Genomic DNA, 21,911 nt, shown 5'->3' with positions numbered 1-21,911 from the left:
TAAATGAATGAAAAATGGACAATTATAGATGCATTGCGCCATTCAAGACATGATTGGCTCAATCGTTTGCAGATGGTTAAAGGAAATCTTTCCCTTGGAAAAGTGGAAGAGATTCATAGGCTCATCGATCGTTTTGTCCAAGAAGCGAGACAAGAATCCAATCTGATAGGGCTATCAATGCCTTTATTTTCAGAGTGGATTTTAACATATAATTGGAAACAGCAACCGTGCTTATTGGAGTACGAAGTATTAGGGAAATTACATAACTTATCTCATCTAGATGAGACTGTATGTACATGGACGAATCAGTTTTTCTCGATGCTTCAGCATAGTTTAGACGTATATGTTGAAAATTATGTTTGTATCACAATTGAATGTGACGCGGAGAATGCTCGTTTCTTTTTTGATTTTCGTGGAAAGCTAACGAATGTAGAAGAACTACAAACGTGGCTTGCGAACCAAAACAATAAATGGTATTCCATTTCTTATACAGTAAGAGACGAAGAAGTCTCAGTTATATTACAACTAATCGAAAAAAGTGTGGTGAAATAATGTTTGTAGATCAGGTCAAGATATATGTAAAAGGCGGCGACGGTGGTAACGGAATGGTTGCGTATCGTCGTGAGAAGTATGTACCTAAAGGTGGCCCAGCAGGTGGCGACGGTGGTAAAGGTGCAGATGTTGTTTTTGTTGTTGAGGAAGGCTTACGTACATTAATGGACTTCCGCTACCAACGTCATTTCAAAGCTGATCGCGGTCAGCACGGAATGAGTAAAGGTCAGCACGGTCGTAAATCTGAAGATTTAATCGTAAAGGTTCCACCAGGAACAATAGTGAAAGATGAAAAAACAGGTGAAATTCTTGCCGATTTAGTAACGCATGAACAAACAGCTGTAATCGCAAGAGGTGGCCGTGGTGGCCGTGGTAACTCACGTTTCGCAACAGCGACGAACCCAGCGCCAGAAATCGCTGAGAACGGGGAACCAGGTCAAGAACGTGATGTCACGCTAGAACTTAAAGTGCTAGCAGATGTTGGACTTGTTGGATTCCCAAGTGTAGGTAAATCTACATTATTATCTGTTGTATCATCAGCGCGTCCGAAAATTGCAGAATATCACTTTACAACAATCGTTCCGAATCTTGGTGTTGTTGAAACTGGTGATAACCGCAGCTTCGTTATGGCTGACCTTCCTGGACTAATTGAAGGCGCACACTCCGGCGTTGGACTTGGACACCAATTCTTACGTCATATCGAACGTACACGTGTAATTGTGCACGTTATCGATATGTCTGGTTTAGAAGGACGTGAGCCATATGAAGATTATGTCACAATCAATAATGAACTAAAAGAATACAATATGCGTTTAACTGAGCGTCCACAAGTTGTTGTTGCAAACAAAATGGATATGCCAGATGCAGAAGAAAACTTACAAGCATTTAAAGAGAAATTGGGAGACGAAGTGAAAATTTTCCCAATCTCAGCTGTAACGAAACAAGGTGTTCGTGACTTACTATTTGAAGTAGCGAACTTATTAGAAACAACACCAGAATTCCCAATGTACGATGATGTAGAAGAATCTGAAGCAAGTGTAATGTACAAATTTGAATCTGAATCTAATTTTGAAATTACACGCGAAAGTGATGGCACATTTGTTATTTCTGGTTATGACATTGAGAAAACATTCAAGATGACAGACTTCTCACGTGATGAATCTGTACGCCGATTTGCTCGTCAAATGCGTGGAATGGGTATTGATGAAGCCCTTCGTGCACGTGGTGCAACAGACGGAGATATTGTAAAAATTCTTGAATATCAATTTGAATTTATCGATTAAGACTGCCGAAATATGGCGGTCTTTTTTTTTCGCTATTTGAGTCCAGTAAGGATCCGATTCGTATAGGCGAACCATAAGTCGATATAGGAAAAAATCCCCATTGATTAAAGTTTCAATTTATAATGAAAAAAGGAGTGGTTTTAGAAAAATATTTTATGGGGAGAAAAGGAACATGTATAAAATATTAATTGTAGAAGATGATGAAAAAATTGCAGAGATATTAGAGGAGCATTTAGAAAGGTATGGATATCAATCTTTCAGAGTAAGCGATTTACGTCATATAAAAGATGAGTTTGTAAAAGTAAGTCCTCATCTTGTGTTACTTGATATTAATTTACCATACTTTGATGGCTTCTACTGGTGCCGCCAAATCCGCATTGTATCGAATGCACCAATTATTTTCGTTTCTGCAAGGACAGGGGAAATGGATCAAGTGATGGCGATTGAGAATGGCGGGGATGATTATATTACAAAGCCGTTCCATTTAGATATCGTAATGGCAAAGGTGAAGAGTGCACTTCGCCGCGGGTATGGTGAGTATGCTTTGGCCGCGGAAAGTGATTGTTTAGGTGTTAATGGATTGTTATTATTTCCATCACAGCACACAGTAGAGTGGAAAGGGCAACAAACTGAACTTACAAAAAATGAATTTTATTTATTAGAATGTTTAATGAAACAAGCGAACCAATATGTAACACGTGAAGAGCTGTTAGAGGCTTTATGGGATGAAGTAGCTTTTGTTGATGATAATACATTAACTGTGAATGTAAAGCGTGTAAGGAAGAAACTTGAGGAGTTAGGCATTAAAAATGCAATTGTCACAAAGCGTGGGTACGGTTATGCTCTTCTTACTGAGTGGGGCGAAGGGCATGAAGGTTAAAAGCTACCTCATAGACCGTTTTTCCTTAATCCTTTCTTACATTATAAGCCTTTGTTTATTTGGGCTCGTATTGCAGTTGCAAAGTCTTTTAGAAAAGCGTTCGCTGGACTGGAGTACATGGCTATACGGACTGTTATTAGGGACAGTTGTGTTTAGTGTATACCTTATTTACGATTACCGAAAACGAAGTGTGTTTTTAAAGAGAATAGAACAGTATATTGCCGGTGGACATACATTACATGACTCTTTACTTATCGATACTTCTTATACGTCAGAGCAAGAACTGGTTGTTGAAGCGTTTACGTTGCTAAGGCAGCAATATATGAATGAAGTTCATAAACAGCATGCAAAAGAGCAACAGCAAATGATTTTCATGAATCAATGGATCCATCAAATGAAAACACCAGTATCCGTTATTGAATTATTGTTACAGAAATATGGTAAGGAACACCGTGAAGCAAGGGGAACGATTGAAAGTATTCGTGAAGAAAATAACCGTATTTTAAATGGGTTAGATTTAGCGTTACATATGGCAAGGTTAGATCAGTTTTCGAAAGATTATAAAGTAGAAGTAGTAAATGTTATAGAGGTCATTCGAGATATTATTAATGAAAATCGAAAGTCGTTCATTCAATCTTCTGTATTTCCGAAAATGATGTTTGAAGAAGAGACTTGTATGATTGCGTCTGATAGAAAGTGGCTTAGTATCGCTATGAGCCAAATTGTTGTGAATGCAATTAAGTATACAAAAATTTCAGAAGCAGGGAAAAAAGAAATTCAATTTCAAATTGAAGAGAAAGATCAAAAGGTGCTATTACATATTAAGGACAATGGAATCGGTATTCCAGAGCAAGATGTAAAGCGTATATTTGACCCATTCTTTACGGGGGTAAACGGCCGTAAAACGAGGGAAGCGACTGGAATGGGCTTATATATTACGAAAGAAATTTGCGATAATTTACATCATAGAATTTATGTTCAATCGGCTGAAGGAGAAGGGACAACTTTTACGTTCCAATTTGCAAAAGATGAAGAATATCATACATTAATGAGAAAAATGACAAAACTGTAAGATAACAAAACGTTTTGTAAGGAAAATCACTCGTTTCTTTTTCTTATTTTTCTTATAGTAAATGTAAGAAGAAAACACATAGGGGGATTAGAAATGAGTGTTCTTGAAGTAAAAGGGTTAACAAAGGTGTATCAATCAAAAGGTTCAGTAGCGACGACTGCTTTAAATGATATAAATTTTAAAATTGAAGAAGGCGAATTTGTAGGAATTATGGGGCCTTCAGGAAGCGGAAAAACAACGCTTTTAAATTTATTAGCGACAATTGATAAGCAAACTTCAGGTCATGTGCTTGTAAATGGTGAAGAAATTAATCAAATGCGTGCTGCAAAATTGGCGGAATTTCGCCGTACACATCTAGGATTCATTTTCCAAGATTTCAACTTACTTGATACATTATCCATTAAAGAAAATATTATTTTGCCGCTTGTAATGGCGAAGAAATCTGTAAAAGAAATTGATACGAAAGTACTTGAAATTGCGAGGTTTTTAAACATCGAAGAAATTTTAAATAAAAAAGTATACGAAGTATCAGGAGGACAGCAACAACGTGCAGCTGCTGCAAGGGCGATTATTCATGAACCAACATTAATTTTAGCGGATGAGCCAACGGGAAACTTAGATTCTAAGTCAGCGAAATCATTAATGGGAGCACTTCAAGATTTACATGAGCAAAAGAAAGTAACCATTGCAATGGTAACGCATGATCCGGTAGCGGCTAGTTATTGTGAACGTATCCTCTTCATACGTGATGGAGAGATCTTCTCAGAAATACATAAAGGAAGAACGAAACAAGCCTTTTTCCAAGAAATTTTGGACGTACTTGCGATGCTAGGGGGGGAATATCATGAACTTTCGCCAGCTCGCGCTTAACAATGTAAAAGGAAATTGGCGTAATTATAAAGCGTTCCTTATTAGTAGTTGTTTATCGATTGTCGTATTTTTCATGTATGCTTCCTTCATTTATCATCCAGATGTCGTAAGCGGTAATATTAGTATGAAGACGATGATTACAAAAGGATTAGAATCGATGAATTATATTGTAGTCATCTTCTCAGCACTCTTTATTTTATATGCGAATTCAACGTTTTTACGAGCAAGAAAAAAAGAATTCGGTTTATTAACATTAATAGGTGGAACGAAGTCTCAGCTCGGCCGAATGATTATATTAGAGCAACTGATGTTAGGTAGTATTGCAATTGTAGTAGGTATTGGGATTGGAATGCTTTGTTCAAAACTTTTCTTCCAAGCATTAAGTGTATTGTTGAAAATAGATAAAACACTTCCGCTTGTATGGAATGGAAAAGCAGTTCTTATTACAGCTGGCATATATTTTATCCTCTTTTTAATCCTATCACTGTTTAGTGTTTGGACAGTAGGACGCTTGCAAATTATTGATTTATTAAGAGAGGCAAGAAAACAAAAAGTAGAGCCTTTTGCATTTACATGGTTAGGTGTAGCTGGTATAGGATGTATTATTGCCGCATATGTGCTTAGCTTCCAAGTGACATTTATGAATTTTATAATGCTGTTTTTACCGATTGTAGGGCTGACAATAGGCGGAACGTATTTACTGTTTACGCAAGGTAGTACAGTCGTATTAAAAGCACTGCAAAAAAGAAAACAATCTTTTTATACGTATCCAAATATGTTCGTACTTAGCAATCTTATTTACAAAATGAAAGATAATGCTCGTTTTCTATTTGTAATTTCTATCATTACGGCGGTTGTTTCTTCAGCAGTTGGTACACTGTACGTGTTCTTTGAGGATATGAGTTATAAAACAGTAGCTAGTGCTCCGCATGCTATTTCGTATGAAGAAAAGGGGGTAAATACGCATAACATCATCAGTGAAGGGAAAGCACAAGAACTAATAAAAAAACACGGATTTGAAGAAGCGCGAAAAGTAACGTATGTAAAACTTCCTGCAACTCAAAAGGTAACGATGTTTAACGGTGAACATGAGATGCCGTTAGGGATTATCTCTGAAAAGGAATATAATAAAGAAGCGCGTAAACAGAACGTGCCAGAAGTGCAAAATAAGCCGGGAAGTGCAACGATGGTTGTAGTTGATATGATGAATGATATTGTCAAGCCGGATCTTACGAAGCCATTTGAATTTAAATTGAACGGACAAAAACAGTCTATTAAGCTAAATGATCCAGTATCAAAGTCTGTTTTTAATGATGGTGGCTATTTGATTGTGAATGATGAGGATTTTGTGAAATATTCACAGCTCGTAGCAGATGAAGAAAAGACGAAATATTATGGATATTATATTGAAGATTGGAAAGGAACAGGAAATCTTGTACTAGACTTAAAGAAAGAAATTGCACAAGAACAACAACAGAATTTCCACAATTCTATCCTTACGTATAAAGCGATAAAGGAGCAAGGAGCAATTACAATGTTCATCGGCTTCTTCGTAGCAGTACTGTTCTTCTTCTTTGCTTGTAGCATGACATACTTTAAATGGTTTAATGATAAAGAACAAGATCGTATTCAATTTAAGTCATTAAAAAGAATTGGTATGACAGATAAAGAAATTCGTAAAATTGCAATTCGACAAATGGGTGTTATCTTCTTTATCCCAATTTTAATCGGTACAATTCATAGTGGATTTGCCCTTCATACGTTAGGGGAAATGCTTTATATCGATTTATGGAAATCAGGTGCGATTGTAATTGGAGCATATATTTTAGCTTCTGCCATTTACTTTATGATCGCGCAAAGAGGATATTTAAAACACGTAAAAAGCTAGGGAAACCTCTAGCTTTTTACGTGTGTAGTAAGTTACAGGAGGACGGTAGATGAACATTAGGCAACTAGCGCTGCAAAATATAAAGGGGAATTGGCGTAATTATAAAGTGTTTTTCTTAAGTAGTTGTTTTGCAATATTTGCTTCTTATGCATATATGTCTGTAATTGTACATCCGTATATGCAAGAGACAATGTGGTATCAAAATGTACGCTGGGGACTTATCGTATGTAATGTTATAATTATTTCTTTTTTCGTTATATTTATTTTGTATTCTACTTCTATTTTCATAGAGGCACGCAAGAAAGAATTAGGACTATATATGTTAATGGGGGCGACGAAGTCTAACGTAATAGGAGTGATTATGGTCGAGCAAATATTGATCGGGATTTTCGCTAATATTTTCGGTATCGGGCTTGGCATGATCTTTTTGAAACTCTTTTTTATGGTGTTTAGCATGTTACTTCGCCTTCCGAAAGAACTTCCTGTTATATTTGACATGAGAGCGATTGGTGTAACGTTTGTTACATATATGGTCGTATTTATTTTCTTATCTTTTATAAGTGCTTTACGTATATGGAATATAAAAATCATTCGGTTATTAAAAGAATTTCGAACAGATAAACGGGAGAGGAAAACATCAAAGTGGCTTTGTTTATTCGGTTTTGCTTGTTTAGTGGGCGGATATGCGTTAGCACTACAAGTGACGATGACAACGATAGCATTATACTTTTTTCCGGTTGTTATACTCATTTCTTTTGGGACGTATTTCTCATTTACACATGGCGCTACACAAATATTAGAAGTGATAAAAAGAAATAAAAGGATTATGTATACATATCCGTATTTATTTATAGTGAATCAATTGTCACATCGAATGAAGGAAAATAGTCGCTTTTTCTTTCTGTTGTCTATGGCAACAACGTTTGTCGTTACGGCGACAGGTACGGTGTTCTTATATTTTTCTAGCATGCAAGATATGTGGCGTGGCGGAGGAGTACACTCATTTTCATACATAGAAAAAGGCACTTCTGCTCATGAAGTTTTCGAGAAAGACAAGGTTGAAAACTTATTACATCAATATGGATATGATGATTTTCAATCTATGAGTTTTGTTGGAGTGTATGCATCCTTTCAGTCCAATAAGGGAGAAACAACAATAGCACCGCTTATAAGGGAAAGTGAATACAATCAAGAGGCAAGAAAACAAAAACAGAAAATGTATCATCCTAAAAAAGGAACAGTTACACTTGTTTATTATAATAAACGTAATTATCCAAATCTATATAATCAAAAAGAGATTCAATTGCAAGTTATGAATCAAACATATCAATTTGTATATAACGGTCAGAAAGAAGGGATACAATTTAACTATCATCCTTCATACATTAATGGTCTGTTTTTCGTCATGAATGATGAAGATTTTAACAGTATAGCAAATACAATTCCGGATTCTGAAAAAATGATATATAGAGGCTACACATTACCAAATATTGAAAGTGCGAAGGGGTTAAATGAAGATTTACGGAAACATATGAAACATGATACAAATGATGCGTTTCGAAGTAATATGGAATTATATGTGAATATGAAAGAAGGTGGTGATATTACTCTATTTATAGGCTCATTCATTAGCATATTATTCTTCCTTACGTCATGTAGCATCGTATATTTTAAATGGTTTCATAATATTGCATCCGATCGAAAGCAGTACGGGGCGCTCTCTAAACTTGGAATGACGAAGGAAGAAGTGTGGAAGATTTCTCGTTGGCAATTGTGTATGCTATTTTTTGCGCCAATTATAGTAGGGAGTATGCATAGTGCAGTTGCGTTATATACGTTTCATAATACTCTTTTTATGGACGGATCATTAAGAAAAGTGGGCTTGTTTATTCTGTTTTACATTGCTGCATGTATCATCTATTTCTTCTTCGCTCAAAGAGAATACAAGAAACATTTAGACTAGCGAATGCTAGTCTTTTTTTAATATTCGAAATTCTCATAGGAGAATATAAAAAAGTATGGTATAACAGTAAGAAAATGAAAAAGAGGGAAAAGACGATGATTCGAGTAGGATATTTAGGACCAGAAGCGACATTTACAAATATGGCGGTGAGTCGTTTTTTTCCGGAAGCAGAGCATGTACCGTATCGAACGATTCCGGATTGTATTGATGCAGCTGCAAATGAAAATGTAGATTATGCGGTCGTACCGTTAGAGAACGCCATAGAAGGTTCAGTTAATATAACGGTTGATTATCTCGTACATGAGCAGCCACTTTCCATTGTAGGAGAAATTACAGTGCCAATTCAGCAACATTTACTCGTACACCCGCAGTACGAAGAAGTGTGGAAAGAAGTATACGCTGTACATTCTCATCCGCATGCCATTGCACAGTGCCATAAATTTTTAAATGAGGAATTAAAAGGCGTAACTGTTCGAGATATGACATCAACAAGCGCTGCTGCGCAATATGTGAAAGAACATTCTGAAGAAAAAGTTGCCGCCATTGCAAATGAAGCAGCGGCAGAAAAATACGGATTAACAATTGTAAGGCGTGACATTCATACGCATAAAAACAACCATACGCGTTTCCTTGTTTTGCATAAGAAAAAGAAAGCAGTACTCCCAAACAACGGAGAAAATCGCGGTGAGAAAACGACGCTTATGATAACGTTACCTGCGGATTATGCAGGAGCGCTGTATCAAGTGTTATCAGCTTTCGCATGGAGAAAATTAAACTTATCAAAAATCGAATCTCGCCCGATGAAAACAGGTCTTGGAAATTACTTTTTCTTAATCGACGTAGATAAAGCATATGATGACGTATTATTGCCAGGCGTAATGATGGAACTTGAAGCACTTGGCTTTTCTGTTACTGTGCTTGGGAGTTATTCTTCTTATTGGTTGTAAGAAGTGAGGAGGCTGTTAAACTTGCTTGAAACGTATCATCGGTTTGGGGCAGAGCAAGCTGTCTATTCTATTGAAGCAAGAGATGCAATATTGATAGATTAATAAAATCCCACCTATAAAAGGTGGGATTTTTTATTTTAACTTCGCAAGACGATCCTCTAACTGACTACGCCAAATATCAGCTAGTTCTTGTACAGAAAGAACCTTCTCAAGGCCATCTTTATCTTTTCTATTATGAAAATATATTTCGTTAGAGAAAAGAACAGATACATTGCTTGGATGACGCTCTAATAATGTGATTTTAGAATCTTTACGCACAGTACCTTCTTGTAGAACTCGGCATAAGTATCCAGTATATCCAGTTGCTACAATGCGTGGTAATATGCCAGGAATACCAAGACGTTTTGAAATCGTACTACAAGGTACTCGAGCTTGTGTTACTTGAATGATCGCGTCGCCTAATTGATAAGTATCTCCGATGCAAACCTCACGTTCTAACATATTTGTTACTGTAATGTTTTCGCCAAATGTGGAAGCTGGAAGTGTTGTTTGAAATTCTTCTTCCCATAGTGCGTAGTGTTCGTATGAATACACACAAACAGCGCGGTCAGGTCCACCGTGATGTTTTAAATCAGCTACATCATCACCAAGGAATCCATCTTTTGAGAGGAAAGCTTCTTCTGTAGGCTCTTTACATATACCAGTGATCATTTCTTTATCTTCGTTATATTTCATTTGTTTTGGTTTACCGGTGCTAAAGTGAACGAGTTCAATTCCCATATTTAATACTCCTTTACAATTGTTTACAATATTATATCATCTACAAAATAAAAGCACAGAGAATGATGAAAACCTCTGTGCTTTACATTAATAAACGAGAAATCCAGCTTTATCTAGTGCCTCACAAGCTGCATCTAATTTCTCCTTAGAATCTGCTTCAATTGTATGTAAGTGAATACCGTCTGTTAGTTGCGAAAGATAGGAAGCGTTTGTGTTTTCGATTTTTTGTAAATATTGCTCTACATCAAAGCGATTACTTACCATAATCGATGCTGTTAAGTCGCCGTATACAGGGTGCTCAACTTTTACGTCTTTAATCGTAACGCCGTGGTCAACTAACATGGTAAGTTCTTGACGTACTTCTGCCGGTTTATGTTGGCATACGATTACGCGTTCAAAAGCTTGTTGTCTTGTTTGTGGTTTTAAATATAAATACCCTTGTGCAGTTGCAATAATTGGTTCATTTCGTGCTTTTAGTAAGGAAATGTCTTGAACGATAACTTGCCTACTTACGTTTGTCTTTTTAGATAGCTCATTCCCCGATAACGGTTCATTTGCAGCAAGAAGCCACTCGAGGATGAGTTGTCGTCTTTCTTCGCCTAAAATCTTTTTTTGATCATTTTGTTTCATAATGATTTAACACCTCTATAAAATTGATTTCCAATTGTGTGTAGTGCATGAATAGTTGTATCAATTTGTTCTTTCGTTGTGTGATGTCCGAAAGAAAAGCGGACATATTGTTTTGCCTCTTCATACGTTTTTCCAATTGCGAGCATTGTTTTTGAAGGTTCTTGCTTACCGACTTGGCAAGCACTTCCAGTTGAAATGGCAATACCATGCCGGTTACATTCTAACATTGTATACTGACCTTCTATTCCTTTTATTGTAACCCCAATAATATGTGGTAAACAAGCTGTAGAATGTCCTTTCACTTCAATTTCTAGAGGAAGTGTTTGCAATTGCTCTAAAAAATAAGATCGTAATTGTTTAAAACGAAAGCTCTCTTCCTTTTGATTCTTTAATATATGCTCTGCGGCTGTTAAAAAAGAAGCGACTCCAGGAACGTTCACTGTACCAGGGCGAAAGCCTTTTTCATGAGAAGTTCCAGGGAATATTTGTTCCCAGCGAACTTGCGGATTTATATAGCAAGCTCCAACTCCTTTTGGTCCGTATATTTTATGGGCTGAAACAGAGAGACTATCAATCTCCATCGCTGTAACGTCTATTGGAAGTTTACCAAACGTTTGAACACAATCCGAATGAAATAAAACATTAAATTTTTTTAAAAGTGCTCCGATCTCTGCAATGTTTTGAATGGTCCCGATTTCAGAGTTTCCGTGCTGTATACTTGCTAGAGCAGTATCTTCTGTAATAGCTGCTTCTAAATCTACTAAATGAATTATCCCACTTTTATCAACAGGAATCTCAGTAATAGTATAACCTTGCGATTGTAAGGATTGAAAATAACTTCGAATCGATGCGTGTTCCATAGGTGTCGTAATAATGTGCTTTCCATTTCTAGCATTTAGAAGGGATTGAATCGCAAGGTAGTTAGATTCTGAACCGCCGCTTGTAAAGAATACACCTTGTTCCTTACCCCCAATCATTTCTGCAAATGTTTCTCTACAAACTTGTAATAAAGATGATGCGCTTCCGCCGATATCGTGTAAACTTTGTTCATTTCCGAAATATGTTTTTGCCGCTGCTATATATGTTTCTAAAGCTTCTTCGCTCATAGGTGTTGTCGCTGCATAATCTAGATATATCATCATGTAATTTCCTCTCTTCAGTAAGAGTGACATTTGTTTTCGTTTTTAGAATGGTAGTGAAAATAAGAATTGTAAAAAAACTCTTGTCATTATTTTAAAACTATGTAAATATAGGTGTCAAGACAGTTGAAAAGTGTAAAGTAGGAGGCAACAATTATGCCAAGTGCAGATGTCTTGATTATTGGAAGCGGTGTTGCAGCGCTTCGTGTTGCGAAAGAGCTTTGTCACGAAAAGAATGTGATAATTATCACAAAAAAAACAGGACGTAATAACAATACACATTTAGCTCAAGGAGGAATTGCAGCAGCTGTTGCTACATATGACGATCCGAGTGGGCATTTTGAAGATACATTAGTGGCAGGTTGCCATTATAACAACGAAGAAGCAGTTCGTTATTTAGTTGAAGAGGGGCCAAAAGAAATAAGTAAGCTTATTACAAATGGAATGAAATTTGATGGGGATGAAAAAGGGCTCCAGCTTGGTAAAGAAGGAGCGCATCGAAAACGGCGTATTTTACATGCGGGAGGAGATGCAACTGGTAAAAATCTATTAGAGCATTTAATACAAGAAGTAGTTCCGAATGTTACTGTCGTTGAGCATGAAATGGTGCTCGATTTTATTATAGAAAATAATAAATGCATAGGAGCTTTAACGCGAAATAGTGAAGGGAAGCTGAAGCGTTACTATGCTGATAATACGGTGTTAGCATCAGGAGGAATTGGTGGCTTGTACGCCTTTACATCGAATGATGAGACAATTACAGGCGATGGACTTGCGATGATATATCGAGCTGGGGGAGAACTTGTTGATTTAGAATTTGTACAATTTCATCCGACGATGTTATACGTGAACGGGCGATGTTGTGGTCTCGTTTCTGAAGCAGTCCGTGGTGAAGGAGCTGTTCTTATAAATGGAAAAGGACAGCGTTTTATGATGGATATACATCCCGGGAAAGATCTCGCACCGCGTGATGTAGTGGCAAGGGCTATTCATGAACAACTCCTTGCGGGTGAAACAGTGTACTTAAACATTGAAGCCATTCAAAACTTTGAACAACGTTTTCCAACCGTCTCATCATTATGTAAAAAGAATGGCGTTGATTTAAAAGGGAACCTTATTCCGGTCGTACCGGGTGCTCATTTTCATATGGGCGGCGTGAAGACGAATTGTGACGGAGAGACGTCCATTTCAAACTTATATGCGGTCGGTGAAGTGGCTTGTAATGGAGTTCATGGTGCGAATAGATTGGCGAGTAATTCATTATTAGAAGGTCTTGTGTTTGGAAGACGAATAGGAAAACACATTTTAGCTAAACCAGCAGAGGAAAGAAAAAATGTGCCGGAAGAGAGAGGGAAAAGTTTTATAGCTCTTAATGATTTACCGCTGAAAGAAGAAATACAAGAATACATGATGAAGCATGTTGGGATTGTGCGAACTGAGAAAAATTTATCATATGTTAAGAGATGGTTTAGTAGGTACGGTGTGCTAAATATGATCTTACAATATGATGCACTTACAAATGAAGAGATAACGCTTATTAATATGTTAACAGTTTGTGAGCTTATAACAGTATCAGCTTTGCAAAGAGAAGACAGTATTGGTGGTCATTATCGCATTGATTATCCAGAAAGAAATAGCGTAAAAAAAGAGATTATCCGAGTGAGAAGAAAACTACAACTTGTTTAATAAGGGGAAGAGGGGTTTTATGAATACGTTAAAAGTTAAGGAAGCATTAAATCGATTTTTTCTAGAAGATATAGGAGAAAGAGATGTAACATCTCAGCTTATCTTTCCCGATAATGCACTTGCGAAAGGAACGTTTCTTGTAAAGGATACAGGGGTATTTGCAGGGCGCTTAGTAATTGAAGAAGGATTTAAATTAATTGATCAGAGAATTGAAGTTGAACTTCATAAAAAAGATGGGGATCTTGTAGAAAAAGGCGAAATAATTGCAACTGTGCAAGGCCCAATCGCGTCATTATTAACGGCAGAGCGCGTTATATTAAACGTTATTCAGCGTATGAGCGGGATAGCGACGATGACACGTAAGGTGGTTTTTGCTTTAGATAGTAGTCATACACGCATTTGTGATACGAGAAAAACGATGCCAGGACTACGTATGTTTGATAAATATGCGGTAGTATGCGGGGGCGGATTTAACCACAGATTCGGTTTATATGATGGTGTCATGATTAAAGATAATCATATCGCTTTTGCTGGCTCGATTACAAAAGCTGTTACATCGGTGAAAGAAAGATTGGGACATATGGTGAAAGTAGAAGTCGAAACAGAGACAGAGGCGCAAGTAAGAGAAGCGGTAGAGGCCGGCGCAGATGTTATTATGTTCGATAATCGTACGCCAGAAGAGATTCGTGAGTTTTCAAAAATTGTACCAAGTGCCATCGTTACGGAGGCTTCAGGTGGTATTACAATTGAAGATTTATCAAAATACGGAAAAACAGGGGTAGATTATATTTCACTTGGAGCGTTAACACATTCAGTGAAAGCACTTGATATTAGTTTTAATATTGAGGCCTAATGAGAGTGGTTTAGAGGGGGAGAATCATAAATGGGTATTTTAGAGAAAGTTCAGCCAATCGAAGTCATGTTACCAGAGCGTTATCAAACGATGTCTACATTAGAGATGGAAGAGCGTGTCCGTGAAATTAAAGAAAAAATGGGGGCATTACTATTTATTCCAGGACATCATTATCAAAAAGATGAAGTGGTGCAATTTTCAGATGCAGCAGGGGACTCACTTCAACTCGCGCAAGTTGCAGCGAATAATAAAGAGGCAAAATATATTGTGTTTTGTGGTGTGCACTTTATGGCAGAAACGGCAGATATGTTAACGAAAGATGATCAAATTGTCATCTTACCAGATATGCGTGCCGGCTGTTCTATGGCAGATATGGCAGATATTGAACAAACAGAAAGAGCGTGGAAAGAGCTCACGAAATTATTTGGGGATACGATGATTCCATTAACGTATGTAAATTCAACAGCTGCGATCAAAGCGTTTTGTGGTCGTAATGGAGGGGCAACAGTAACCTCTTCTAATGCAAAACAAATGGTGTCTTGGGCGTTTACACAAAAAGAGCGTCTCGTCTTTTTACCAGACCAACATTTAGGAAGAAATACAGCGTATGATTTAGGTATTCCGTTAGAAAAGATGGCAGTGTGGAACCCGCATACAGATTCGTTAGAGTACGATGGAGATATAGAAGAAATTCAAGTGATTTTATGGAAAGGCCATTGTTCTGTTCATCAAAATTTCACTGTGAAAAATATTGAAAATGTGCGAAAAAATCATCCGGATATGAATATTATTGTTCACCCTGAATGTTGTTATGAAGTTGTTGCCGCTTCTGATTATGCAGGATCAACGAAATATATCATTGATATGATTGAAGCTGCTCCAGCGGGAAGTAAGTGGGCGATTGGTACAGAGATGAATTTAGTGAACCGAATTATTCAGCAACATCCTGATAAAGAAATTATTTCGCTAAATCCGTTTATGTGTCCTTGTTTAACAATGAACCGAATTGACTTACCTCACCTATTATGGGCACTTGAGAACATAGAAAGAGGAGAACAGATTAACGTTATTCGTGTGGAGAAACAAGTAACAGAAGAGGCAGTTCTTGCATTAAATCGTATGTTAGAGCGTGTTTAAAGCAGCGGAATTTTCGTTGCTTTTTTTCGTACATATAATCATAACAAGAACGAAAGAGGCATACATTGTGTTGAGGAAATCATTGCGATTTTTCTATGCTTATTCCACTTCGAATCATATTGAAAATAGAAGAAGTGATAAAAGTAAAAGAAGTTAATGTTGTTTAGAAAGTGTTACTTCAAAGTGTTTTTTACTTATAGATAAGTTATACAGGAGGGGGAAAATTTGAAAATTCATATCGTGCAAAAAGGGGAGACCCTTTGGAAAATTGCAAAAAAGTACGGAGTGGATTTTGAGACGCTAAAAAAAACAAATACACAGCTTAGCAATCCAGACCTAATTATGCCAGGGATGAAAATTAAAGTGCCATCGAATAGCGTTCATGTGAAGCAACAGACTGGATCGGGTTCAGCGCCCCCGAAACAATATGTAAAAGAGGTACAGCAAAAAGAGTTTGCATCAACACCAACCCCGCTCGGAATAGAAGATGAAGATGAGATTACGTATCAATCAGCACCTATTACACAGCAGCCAGCTATGCAACAAACGCAAAAAGAAATGCAGGTAAAACCGCAAAAAGAAATACAGGTGAAACCACAAAAAGAAGTACAGGTGCAGCCGCAAAAAGAAGTGCAAAAAGAAATTCCGATTCAAAAAGAGAAGCCAGTTGAAAAGCCGCCTGTCATTCAAAAACCACCTGTTGTAGAGAAAGTAGAAAAACTAAAACCTACTACGAAAGAAAACACTAAATTTTCTATCAATGTATTACCGCAGCCGCCGCAACCGCCAATTAAATCGAAAAAAGAATATAAAATTTCAGACGTAATAAAAAAGGGAAGCGAGTTAATTGCTCCTCAAATTAATAAAATGAAGCCTAACAACGTCATTTCTCCGCAAACGAAAAAAGAGAATATAGGAAATGTATCGCCACAAGTGAAAAAAGAAAATATAGGAAACATAGTGTCACCGCAAGTGAAAAAAGAAAATATAGGAAACATAGTGTCACCGCAAGTGAAGAAAGAAAATGTTGGGAATATAGTCTCACCGCAAGTGAAGAAAGAAAATGTAGGAAGCATAGTCTCACCGCAAGTGAAAAAAGAAAATGTAGGAAGTATAGTGTCGCCGCAAGTGAAGAAAGAGAATGTAGGGAATATAGTGTCGCCGCAAGTGAAAAAAGAAAATGTAGGAAGCATAGTGTCGCCGCAAGTGAAGAAAGAGAATGTAGGGAACATAGTCTCACCAAACGTATCAAAAGAAAGTGTTATTATCCCGCAAGTAATACCGCCTAATATTCAAGTGCCGAACATAATGCCAATAATGGATAACAATCAACCACCAAATATAATGCCAATAATGGATAACAATCAACCACCAAATATAATGCCAATAATGGATAACAATCAACCACCAAATATAATGCCAATAATGGATAACAATCAACCACCAAATATAATGCCGATAATGGATAATAACCAAATGCCAAACATGATGCCGATAATGGATAACAATCAAATGCCAAACATGATGCCGATAATGGATAACAATCAAATGCCGAACATGATGCCGATAATGGATAACAATCAAATGCCGAACATGATGCCGATAATGGATAACAATCAACCACCAAATATAATGCCGATAATGGATAATAACCAAATGCCAAACATGATGCCGATAATGGATAACAATCAAATGCCAAACATGATGCCGATAATGGATAACAATCAAATGCCGAACATGATGCCGATAATGGATAACAATCAAATGCCGAACATGATGCCGATAATGGATAACAATCAAATGCCAAACATGATGCCGATAATGGATAACAATCAACCGCCAAATATGATGCCATATCAAATGCCATATCAACAGCCAATGATGCCGCAATATCCGCATTATCAGCAACAAAATCCATACAATCAAATGCCGTATCAACAAATGGCACCGCAATATACTTCTATGCCAAATCCAAATATGATGCCAATGGATAATAATATGCCACCACTCGTACAAGGGGAAGAAGATTGTGGATGCGGAGGAGAGAGTAGGTTATATAGTCCGCAACCGGGTGGACCACAATACGCCAATCCTTTATATTATCAACCGACTCAGCCAGCATATGCACCGCAGCCAGGAACGATGTATTATCAGCCGGACCCACCAAATGTATTTGGTGAACCAGTTTCAGAAGAAGAGGATGAAGAGGAAGTTTAAAAAAGGTGGGGTTATTCCCACCTTTTTTGTATTCATGATAGTCAGGAATATGGTGAATTTACATTAAGTGCTAGAAAATTCCTAGTGAAATATTAACAGTGTAAAAAACCTCTCTGTTACTCATCATAAGGGGGAGCTTTTCGAAAGAGAAGTTCATTCTAACAAGGGGGGTTTTTGTATTGAATACGAAAGTAAAAGTTATTGCTGCTTCTTTGTTAGTTACCAGTGCATTAGCTGCATGTGGTACACCAAAAGATAATAATGCGATGGATGGACGTAACTATAATTACGAGCGTACATCTTATAATGACACACACCGATATAATGATAATGTAACGCGTAACGATCGTTCTACAGATTATGTAACATATAGAAACGGTCGTAACGATACAGGATATAATAATTATTACCGTGATGTAAATTACAATGGGCAAATTGCTAATCCGCATCCAACCCGTAATATTACAATGAACAATTCATACATTAACAATGATGGTAAAACTGCGGAGAAAATTACGAATCGTGTAAAACGTATGAATAACGTAGATCGAGTTTCTACAGTTGTATATGGAAACGATGTAGCGATTGCGGTAAAGCCACGTAATTCGGCGACAGATGAAACAGCAATGGCAAACGAAATTCGTCAAGCTGTTGCGAATGAAGTTGGAAATAGAAATGTTTATGTTTCTGTAAGAAATGACATGTTTACTCGTGTGGATGCAATGAGTACACGTCTACGTAACGGCACAGTTACAAATGATTTTAATCGTGACATAACAAATATGTTCCGAGACATTCGTTATGGCTTAACTGGTACAGTACGATAACAAAACAAAGAGGAAGGGATAGCCCTTCCTCTTTATTCATCTTCGTCTTGTAAACGACGTTTTTTAATAAAATAACTAACGGAGTAAGAAACTAAAAAGCATATGAAGAAAATACTACCTGTTAGAATGGCTTCAAACAGAGGTCTTTCTGGACTGAAAATGATATAAATAATAGCTATGATAATTCCAACAATAAGAGAGCGTAAGACAAGTTTGTAATAAGGAGTTAACTTTATTTCCTTTTCACTTTCTTCTACATCTATTGAAACACTTAACTGTAAATAACTAAATAACATACTTGTAAGAATAAATAATAACCATAATGGAGATTTCGTAATTTGATTAGCTCCTTCAGTGAATCCAATATAGCCTAAAATTCCAATTATACCAATGTATTGAAAAAGAAAGGCAATACGTATGTTTTTTAACGTTTGAAGAATGAGACGTTCATCCTTTATTTTTTTCACAATATCCATCTCCTGTTTATTATGATTTCGCTGTCACACTAATTGTAACATATATGTTACAATTATCAATTTATAATTTACATAAAATTATTTGGATGGAAGAGGAAATGAAATATTTTTATAAACATGTTGCAGTTATACATTATTAATGTTATATTAGCAAAGCGATGAGCTAATTTACGTAAGTCGAGAGATATGCTTAAGTGCTAAACACGCGAATGTGGTCGCCTGGTTTCTCGCCGTAAACGCATCAAGACGCCTGCTTTGCAGGCGTCTTTCATTTTATATAAAAGTAAATGATACATGCAGATAGGATAAATTCTTATCTGCATTTTTTATTTTCCTTAGAAATTTAATGCGATTTTTTATATGGATAAAACCCCCATTTCCGGAAAAGCTACAAATGAAAGTATGATTTTGCCTAGAAGAGGTGAACGGAAATGAAATGGATACTAATTGCAGTGCAAGCTTTCGTTATGATGTTTTGCTTAGCTTATGGATCCGATGTGAGGGCAGAAATAACAGAAAAAGAACCTGCAGTTACAATTTTATTAGAGTGTATGTATGTTGATGGAGAAGTAAGCGAGGAAATACTGACAGAAAAAGTAGCGGATTTAGAAAAGTTTTTGCAGCAATATAAAGAATGGCAACTTGTTGATCGTGATGATGTGCAAATCGTATTACAAAAGAAAGTGGATGATATTTCTCCTTTACTGAAAACGAGCGGTTATTTTGGTGTTTCAGAGGAAGGGATATTGCAAATTTTCAAAGGGGTACCGAAAAGTGATAACGCGATCCATTCCTTCTTTCAAATTGATATGAAAAAGCTTGAAAGTTATGAGCGTGCGGAATTGAAACGTGGTATTCGCATAAAATCAAAAGAAGGTTTTGTAAAGACAATCGAAAAAATGAAGCAGTACGCAGTGCAAAATAAGAAAAAAAGCAGCTCAGGGTGAGCTGCTTTTTTTCTTATTTATTTTTAGCTAAAATTTCTTTTGCGATTTCATCAATTAGCATATCTTTTCCGATTGGATTGAAGGCTTTCGTATTGAAGGCTTCGTTCGATACTTCATATACGTGATTATTTTTTACTGCGTTATTATCTTTCCAAACAGCACTGTTTTTATAGTCTTCGTACACTTTATCAGCTTCTCCGCCGAAGTTTACAATAAACATTTGATCAGGCTGGAATGCAACAAGACCTTCTAGTGATACTTGTGCCATCGTTTGTTTTAAATCTGTACCTTTTGTTGCTGGAAGCTTTAAATCGTTAAAGAGTATGTCACCATATCCGAAGCTACCGTATACACGGAAGTTTTGTGGTGTTACTGCAACGAACATAAAGTTCTCATCTTTTGTTTTTTCTTTAATTTTTTTAGATAAAGAGTCGGCTTTTTTATCGTAGTCTGCAATCCATTTGTCAGCTTTCTTCTCTTCATCAAATAGTTTACCTACTTCTTTAAACTTACCGCGCCAGTCTTCTAAATTTGTTTCTAGAACAACTGTCGGTGCTACTTTTTCTAGTTGATCGTAAATTTTCAATTGACGATTGTTTAAAATAATTAAGTCTGGTTTTAAAGCAGTAACAGCCTCTAGGTCAACTTTAGGTGCCCAGTACCAACCTACTGCTTTTACTCCGTCTAGCTTTTCTGTTAAATGATTTTGGATTTTATCTTTATATGTGTTTGCTGTACCAACAGGTTTATGACCAAGAAGTAATAACTCTTCTGTTGATCCAGATAAGTCAACAATTCTCTTTGGATTTACTGGAATTGTAGCTTCCCCTTTAGCATGTTTTACAACTTTTGTTTTCGGTTGTTCTTTTGCTTTTGACTCTTCTTTTTGAGAAGAGCAGCCAACGATTAAAAGAACGACTAGCATGATAGTAAATAAAATAAATAATTTGCGTTTCATCCCTATGTAACCCCTTTAATTAATATTGATAATCATTATCGACTTCTGTATATTAAGGGGCTTTATACTTTATGTCAATGGAAAATAACAGCAGTTTCAAATAGAGAACATTTGTTGGGGCAGTCTCGCTTTTCTATCATTAAATATGTTAAAATGGAATACATGATTTAAGAGGGAGAGATCGTATTTTGTTTGAATATGTTACAGGTTACGTGGAGTATGTTGGACCGGAATATGTCGTAATTGACCATAATGGAATTGGTTATCAAATTTTTACACCGAATCCGTATGTATTTCAAAGAAGTAAGCAAGAAATTCGTGTCTATACATATCATTATGTGAGAGAAGATATTATGGCACTTTACGGATTTAAAACACGTGAAGAGCGTTTATTATTTACAAAATTGTTAGGTGTATCGGGGATTGGACCAAAAGGTGCTCTTGCAATTCTAGCTTCTGGTCAAACAGGACAGGTCGTGCAAGCGATTGAACATGAAGATGAGAAGTTTTTAGTGAAATTCCCAGGTGTCGGAAAGAAAACAGCACGCCAAATGATTTTAGACTTAAAAGGAAAACTAGCAGATGTCGTGCCAGATGCGTTTGTTGACCTGTTCTCGGATGCCGAAAGTTTTGATCAGAAGAAAGGTTCATCAACTGAGCTTGATGAGGCACTTGAAGCACTACGAGCACTTGGTTACGCGGAGAGAGAAGTTTCTCGCGTTGTACCAGAACTATTAAAAGAATCACTTACAACGGATCAGTATATCAAAAAGGCACTTAGTCTTTTACTAAATGGTAAGAGGTGA

19 protein-coding genes and 1 pseudogene are annotated in these 21,911 nt (G+C 36.7%); 15 read left to right on the top strand and 5 right to left on the bottom strand.

Going from position 1 to position 21,911, the window contains the following annotated elements:
- Positions 1-3: 3 nt before the first annotated feature.
- From MHI07_RS20865 to pheA, 8 genes are all read left to right on the top strand, one after another.
- Positions 4-552 (top strand): sporulation initiation phosphotransferase B, encoded by a 549-nt coding sequence (locus MHI07_RS20865; protein WP_002088812.1) that lies wholly within the window; start codon positions 4-6, stop codon positions 550-552.
- A complete protein-coding gene (gene obgE / locus MHI07_RS20860; RefSeq protein ID WP_002015378.1) occupies positions 552-1,835 on the top strand; it encodes a GTPase ObgE in 1,284 nt (427 codons plus the stop codon). The genes MHI07_RS20865 and obgE overlap by 1 nt, the downstream gene beginning before the upstream one ends.
- A 172-nt stretch (positions 1,836-2,007) precedes the next feature.
- Positions 2,008-2,715, top strand: coding sequence for a response regulator transcription factor (locus MHI07_RS20855; protein WP_002112034.1), 708 nt, complete (start codon positions 2,008-2,010; stop codon positions 2,713-2,715).
- Positions 2,705-3,787 carry a HAMP domain-containing histidine kinase gene (locus tag MHI07_RS20850; RefSeq protein WP_016100220.1) on the top strand — a complete coding sequence of 361 codons (1,083 nt, stop codon included), beginning with the start codon at positions 2,705-2,707 and terminating at the stop codon, positions 3,785-3,787. Before MHI07_RS20855 ends, MHI07_RS20850 begins: the two co-directional genes overlap by 11 nt.
- A 93-nt stretch (positions 3,788-3,880) precedes the next feature.
- On the top strand, positions 3,881-4,657 hold the full coding sequence (locus MHI07_RS20845) for an ABC transporter ATP-binding protein (RefSeq protein ID WP_078172762.1): 777 nt from the start codon (positions 3,881-3,883) through the stop codon (positions 4,655-4,657).
- A complete protein-coding gene (locus MHI07_RS20840) occupies positions 4,632-6,545 on the top strand; it encodes an ABC transporter permease (RefSeq protein ID WP_340826020.1) in 1,914 nt (637 codons plus the stop codon). Before MHI07_RS20845 ends, MHI07_RS20840 begins: the two co-directional genes overlap by 26 nt.
- A 49-nt stretch (positions 6,546-6,594) precedes the next feature.
- Entirely contained in the window at positions 6,595-8,508 is a 1,914-nt protein-coding gene (locus MHI07_RS20835; RefSeq protein ID WP_002160368.1) for an ABC transporter permease, read from the top strand.
- 95 nt (positions 8,509-8,603) lie between these two features.
- Entirely contained in the window at positions 8,604-9,455 is an 852-nt protein-coding gene (gene pheA, locus MHI07_RS20830; RefSeq protein WP_002160369.1) for a prephenate dehydratase, read from the top strand.
- Positions 9,456-9,587: 132 nt separating this feature from the next.
- On the opposite strand, the gene MHI07_RS20825 is transcribed toward pheA, so the two are convergent.
- The 3 genes from MHI07_RS20825 to MHI07_RS20815 form a co-directional block, all read right to left on the bottom strand.
- On the bottom strand, positions 9,588-10,235 hold the full coding sequence (locus MHI07_RS20825; RefSeq protein ID WP_340826017.1) for an MOSC domain-containing protein: 648 nt from the start codon (positions 10,233-10,235) through the stop codon (positions 9,588-9,590).
- A gap of 87 nt (positions 10,236-10,322) precedes the next feature.
- Positions 10,323-10,865 carry a transcription repressor NadR gene (locus MHI07_RS20820; RefSeq protein ID WP_002160371.1) on the bottom strand — a complete coding sequence of 181 codons (543 nt, stop codon included), beginning with the start codon at positions 10,863-10,865 and terminating at the stop codon, positions 10,323-10,325.
- Positions 10,862-12,007 (bottom strand): IscS subfamily cysteine desulfurase, encoded by a 1,146-nt coding sequence (locus MHI07_RS20815; RefSeq protein WP_002160372.1) that lies wholly within the window; start codon positions 12,005-12,007, stop codon positions 10,862-10,864. Before MHI07_RS20815 ends, MHI07_RS20820 begins: the two co-directional genes overlap by 4 nt.
- 153 nt (positions 12,008-12,160) lie before the next feature.
- On the opposite strand from MHI07_RS20815, the gene nadB reads away from it, so the two are divergent.
- From nadB to MHI07_RS20790, 5 genes and pseudogenes are all read left to right on the top strand, one after another.
- Positions 12,161-13,690: an L-aspartate oxidase gene (gene nadB, locus MHI07_RS20810; protein ID WP_340826013.1), complete on the top strand. Its 1,530-nt coding sequence runs from the start codon at positions 12,161-12,163 to the stop codon at positions 13,688-13,690.
- Positions 13,691-13,709: 19 nt separating this feature from the next.
- Complete coding sequence (gene nadC / locus MHI07_RS20805) at positions 13,710-14,543, top strand: carboxylating nicotinate-nucleotide diphosphorylase (RefSeq protein ID WP_340826010.1); 834 nt, start codon at positions 13,710-13,712, stop codon at positions 14,541-14,543.
- Positions 14,544-14,573: 30 nt separating this feature from the next.
- Positions 14,574-15,680: a quinolinate synthase NadA gene (gene nadA / locus MHI07_RS20800; protein ID WP_002112022.1), complete on the top strand. Its 1,107-nt coding sequence runs from the start codon at positions 14,574-14,576 to the stop codon at positions 15,678-15,680.
- A gap of 225 nt (positions 15,681-15,905) precedes the next feature.
- A pseudogene (gene safA / locus MHI07_RS29410) lies at positions 15,906-16,062 on the top strand (SafA/ExsA family spore coat assembly protein); the annotation flags it as partial.
- A gap of 2,014 nt (positions 16,063-18,076) precedes the next feature.
- Complete coding sequence (locus MHI07_RS20790) at positions 18,077-18,724, top strand: YhcN/YlaJ family sporulation lipoprotein (protein WP_002112018.1); 648 nt, start codon at positions 18,077-18,079, stop codon at positions 18,722-18,724.
- A gap of 32 nt (positions 18,725-18,756) precedes the next feature.
- Here the strand turns inward: MHI07_RS20790 and MHI07_RS20785 are convergent, their stop codons facing one another.
- Entirely contained in the window at positions 18,757-19,200 is a 444-nt protein-coding gene (locus MHI07_RS20785; protein ID WP_078179603.1) for a branched-chain amino acid ABC transporter substrate-binding protein, read from the bottom strand.
- 431 nt (positions 19,201-19,631) lie between these two features.
- Between MHI07_RS20785 and MHI07_RS20780 the strand changes: the two genes are divergently transcribed.
- The gene (locus MHI07_RS20780; protein ID WP_340825999.1) at positions 19,632-20,147 is read left to right on the top strand and encodes a BofC C-terminal domain-containing protein; all 516 of its coding nucleotides are present in this window, start codon (positions 19,632-19,634) and stop codon (positions 20,145-20,147) included.
- Positions 20,148-20,160: 13 nt separating this feature from the next.
- Here MHI07_RS20780 and MHI07_RS20775 read toward each other — a convergent pair whose 3' ends face one another.
- On the bottom strand, positions 20,161-21,105 hold the full coding sequence (locus MHI07_RS20775) for an iron-hydroxamate ABC transporter substrate-binding protein (protein ID WP_340825995.1): 945 nt from the start codon (positions 21,103-21,105) through the stop codon (positions 20,161-20,163).
- 188 nt (positions 21,106-21,293) lie between these two features.
- On the opposite strand from MHI07_RS20775, the gene ruvA reads away from it, so the two are divergent.
- A complete protein-coding gene (ruvA, locus tag MHI07_RS20770; RefSeq protein ID WP_002112013.1) occupies positions 21,294-21,911 on the top strand; it encodes a Holliday junction DNA helicase RuvA in 618 nt (205 codons plus the stop codon).

The organism is Bacillus sp. FSL H8-0545 (assembly GCF_038006105.1).
GTDB lineage: Bacteria > Bacillota > Bacilli > Bacillales > Bacillaceae_G > Bacillus_A > Bacillus_A cereus_U.
This window is presented reverse-complemented; position numbering and strand designations above follow the sequence as displayed.

Bases quoted from the DNA above. Each gene is read 5' to 3' on its own strand.
- MHI07_RS20865 (WP_002088812.1), top strand. From the start codon at position 4: ATGAATGAAAAATGGACAATTATAGATGCATTGCGCCATTCAAGACAT.
- obgE (WP_002015378.1), top strand. From the start codon at position 552: ATGTTTGTAGATCAGGTCAAGATATATGTAAAAGGCGGCGACGGTGGT.
- MHI07_RS20855 (WP_002112034.1), top strand. From the start codon at position 2,008: ATGTATAAAATATTAATTGTAGAAGATGATGAAAAAATTGCAGAGATA.
- MHI07_RS20850 (WP_016100220.1), top strand. From the start codon at position 2,705: ATGAAGGTTAAAAGCTACCTCATAGACCGTTTTTCCTTAATCCTTTCT.
- MHI07_RS20845 (WP_078172762.1), top strand. From the start codon at position 3,881: ATGAGTGTTCTTGAAGTAAAAGGGTTAACAAAGGTGTATCAATCAAAA.
- MHI07_RS20840 (WP_340826020.1), top strand. From the start codon at position 4,632: ATGAACTTTCGCCAGCTCGCGCTTAACAATGTAAAAGGAAATTGGCGT.
- MHI07_RS20835 (WP_002160368.1), top strand. From the start codon at position 6,595: ATGAACATTAGGCAACTAGCGCTGCAAAATATAAAGGGGAATTGGCGT.
- pheA (WP_002160369.1), top strand. From the start codon at position 8,604: ATGATTCGAGTAGGATATTTAGGACCAGAAGCGACATTTACAAATATG.
- MHI07_RS20825 (WP_340826017.1), bottom strand. From the start codon at position 10,235: ATGGGAATTGAACTCGTTCACTTTAGCACCGGTAAACCAAAACAAATG.
- MHI07_RS20820 (WP_002160371.1), bottom strand. From the start codon at position 10,865: ATGAAACAAAATGATCAAAAAAAGATTTTAGGCGAAGAAAGACGACAA.
- MHI07_RS20815 (WP_002160372.1), bottom strand. From the start codon at position 12,007: ATGATGATATATCTAGATTATGCAGCGACAACACCTATGAGCGAAGAA.
- nadB (WP_340826013.1), top strand. From the start codon at position 12,161: ATGCCAAGTGCAGATGTCTTGATTATTGGAAGCGGTGTTGCAGCGCTT.
- nadC (WP_340826010.1), top strand. From the start codon at position 13,710: ATGAATACGTTAAAAGTTAAGGAAGCATTAAATCGATTTTTTCTAGAA.
- nadA (WP_002112022.1), top strand. From the start codon at position 14,574: ATGGGTATTTTAGAGAAAGTTCAGCCAATCGAAGTCATGTTACCAGAG.
- MHI07_RS20785 (WP_078179603.1), bottom strand. From the start codon at position 19,200: ATGGATATTGTGAAAAAAATAAAGGATGAACGTCTCATTCTTCAAACG.
- MHI07_RS20780 (WP_340825999.1), top strand. From the start codon at position 19,632: ATGAAATGGATACTAATTGCAGTGCAAGCTTTCGTTATGATGTTTTGC.
- MHI07_RS20775 (WP_340825995.1), bottom strand. From the start codon at position 21,105: ATGAAACGCAAATTATTTATTTTATTTACTATCATGCTAGTCGTTCTT.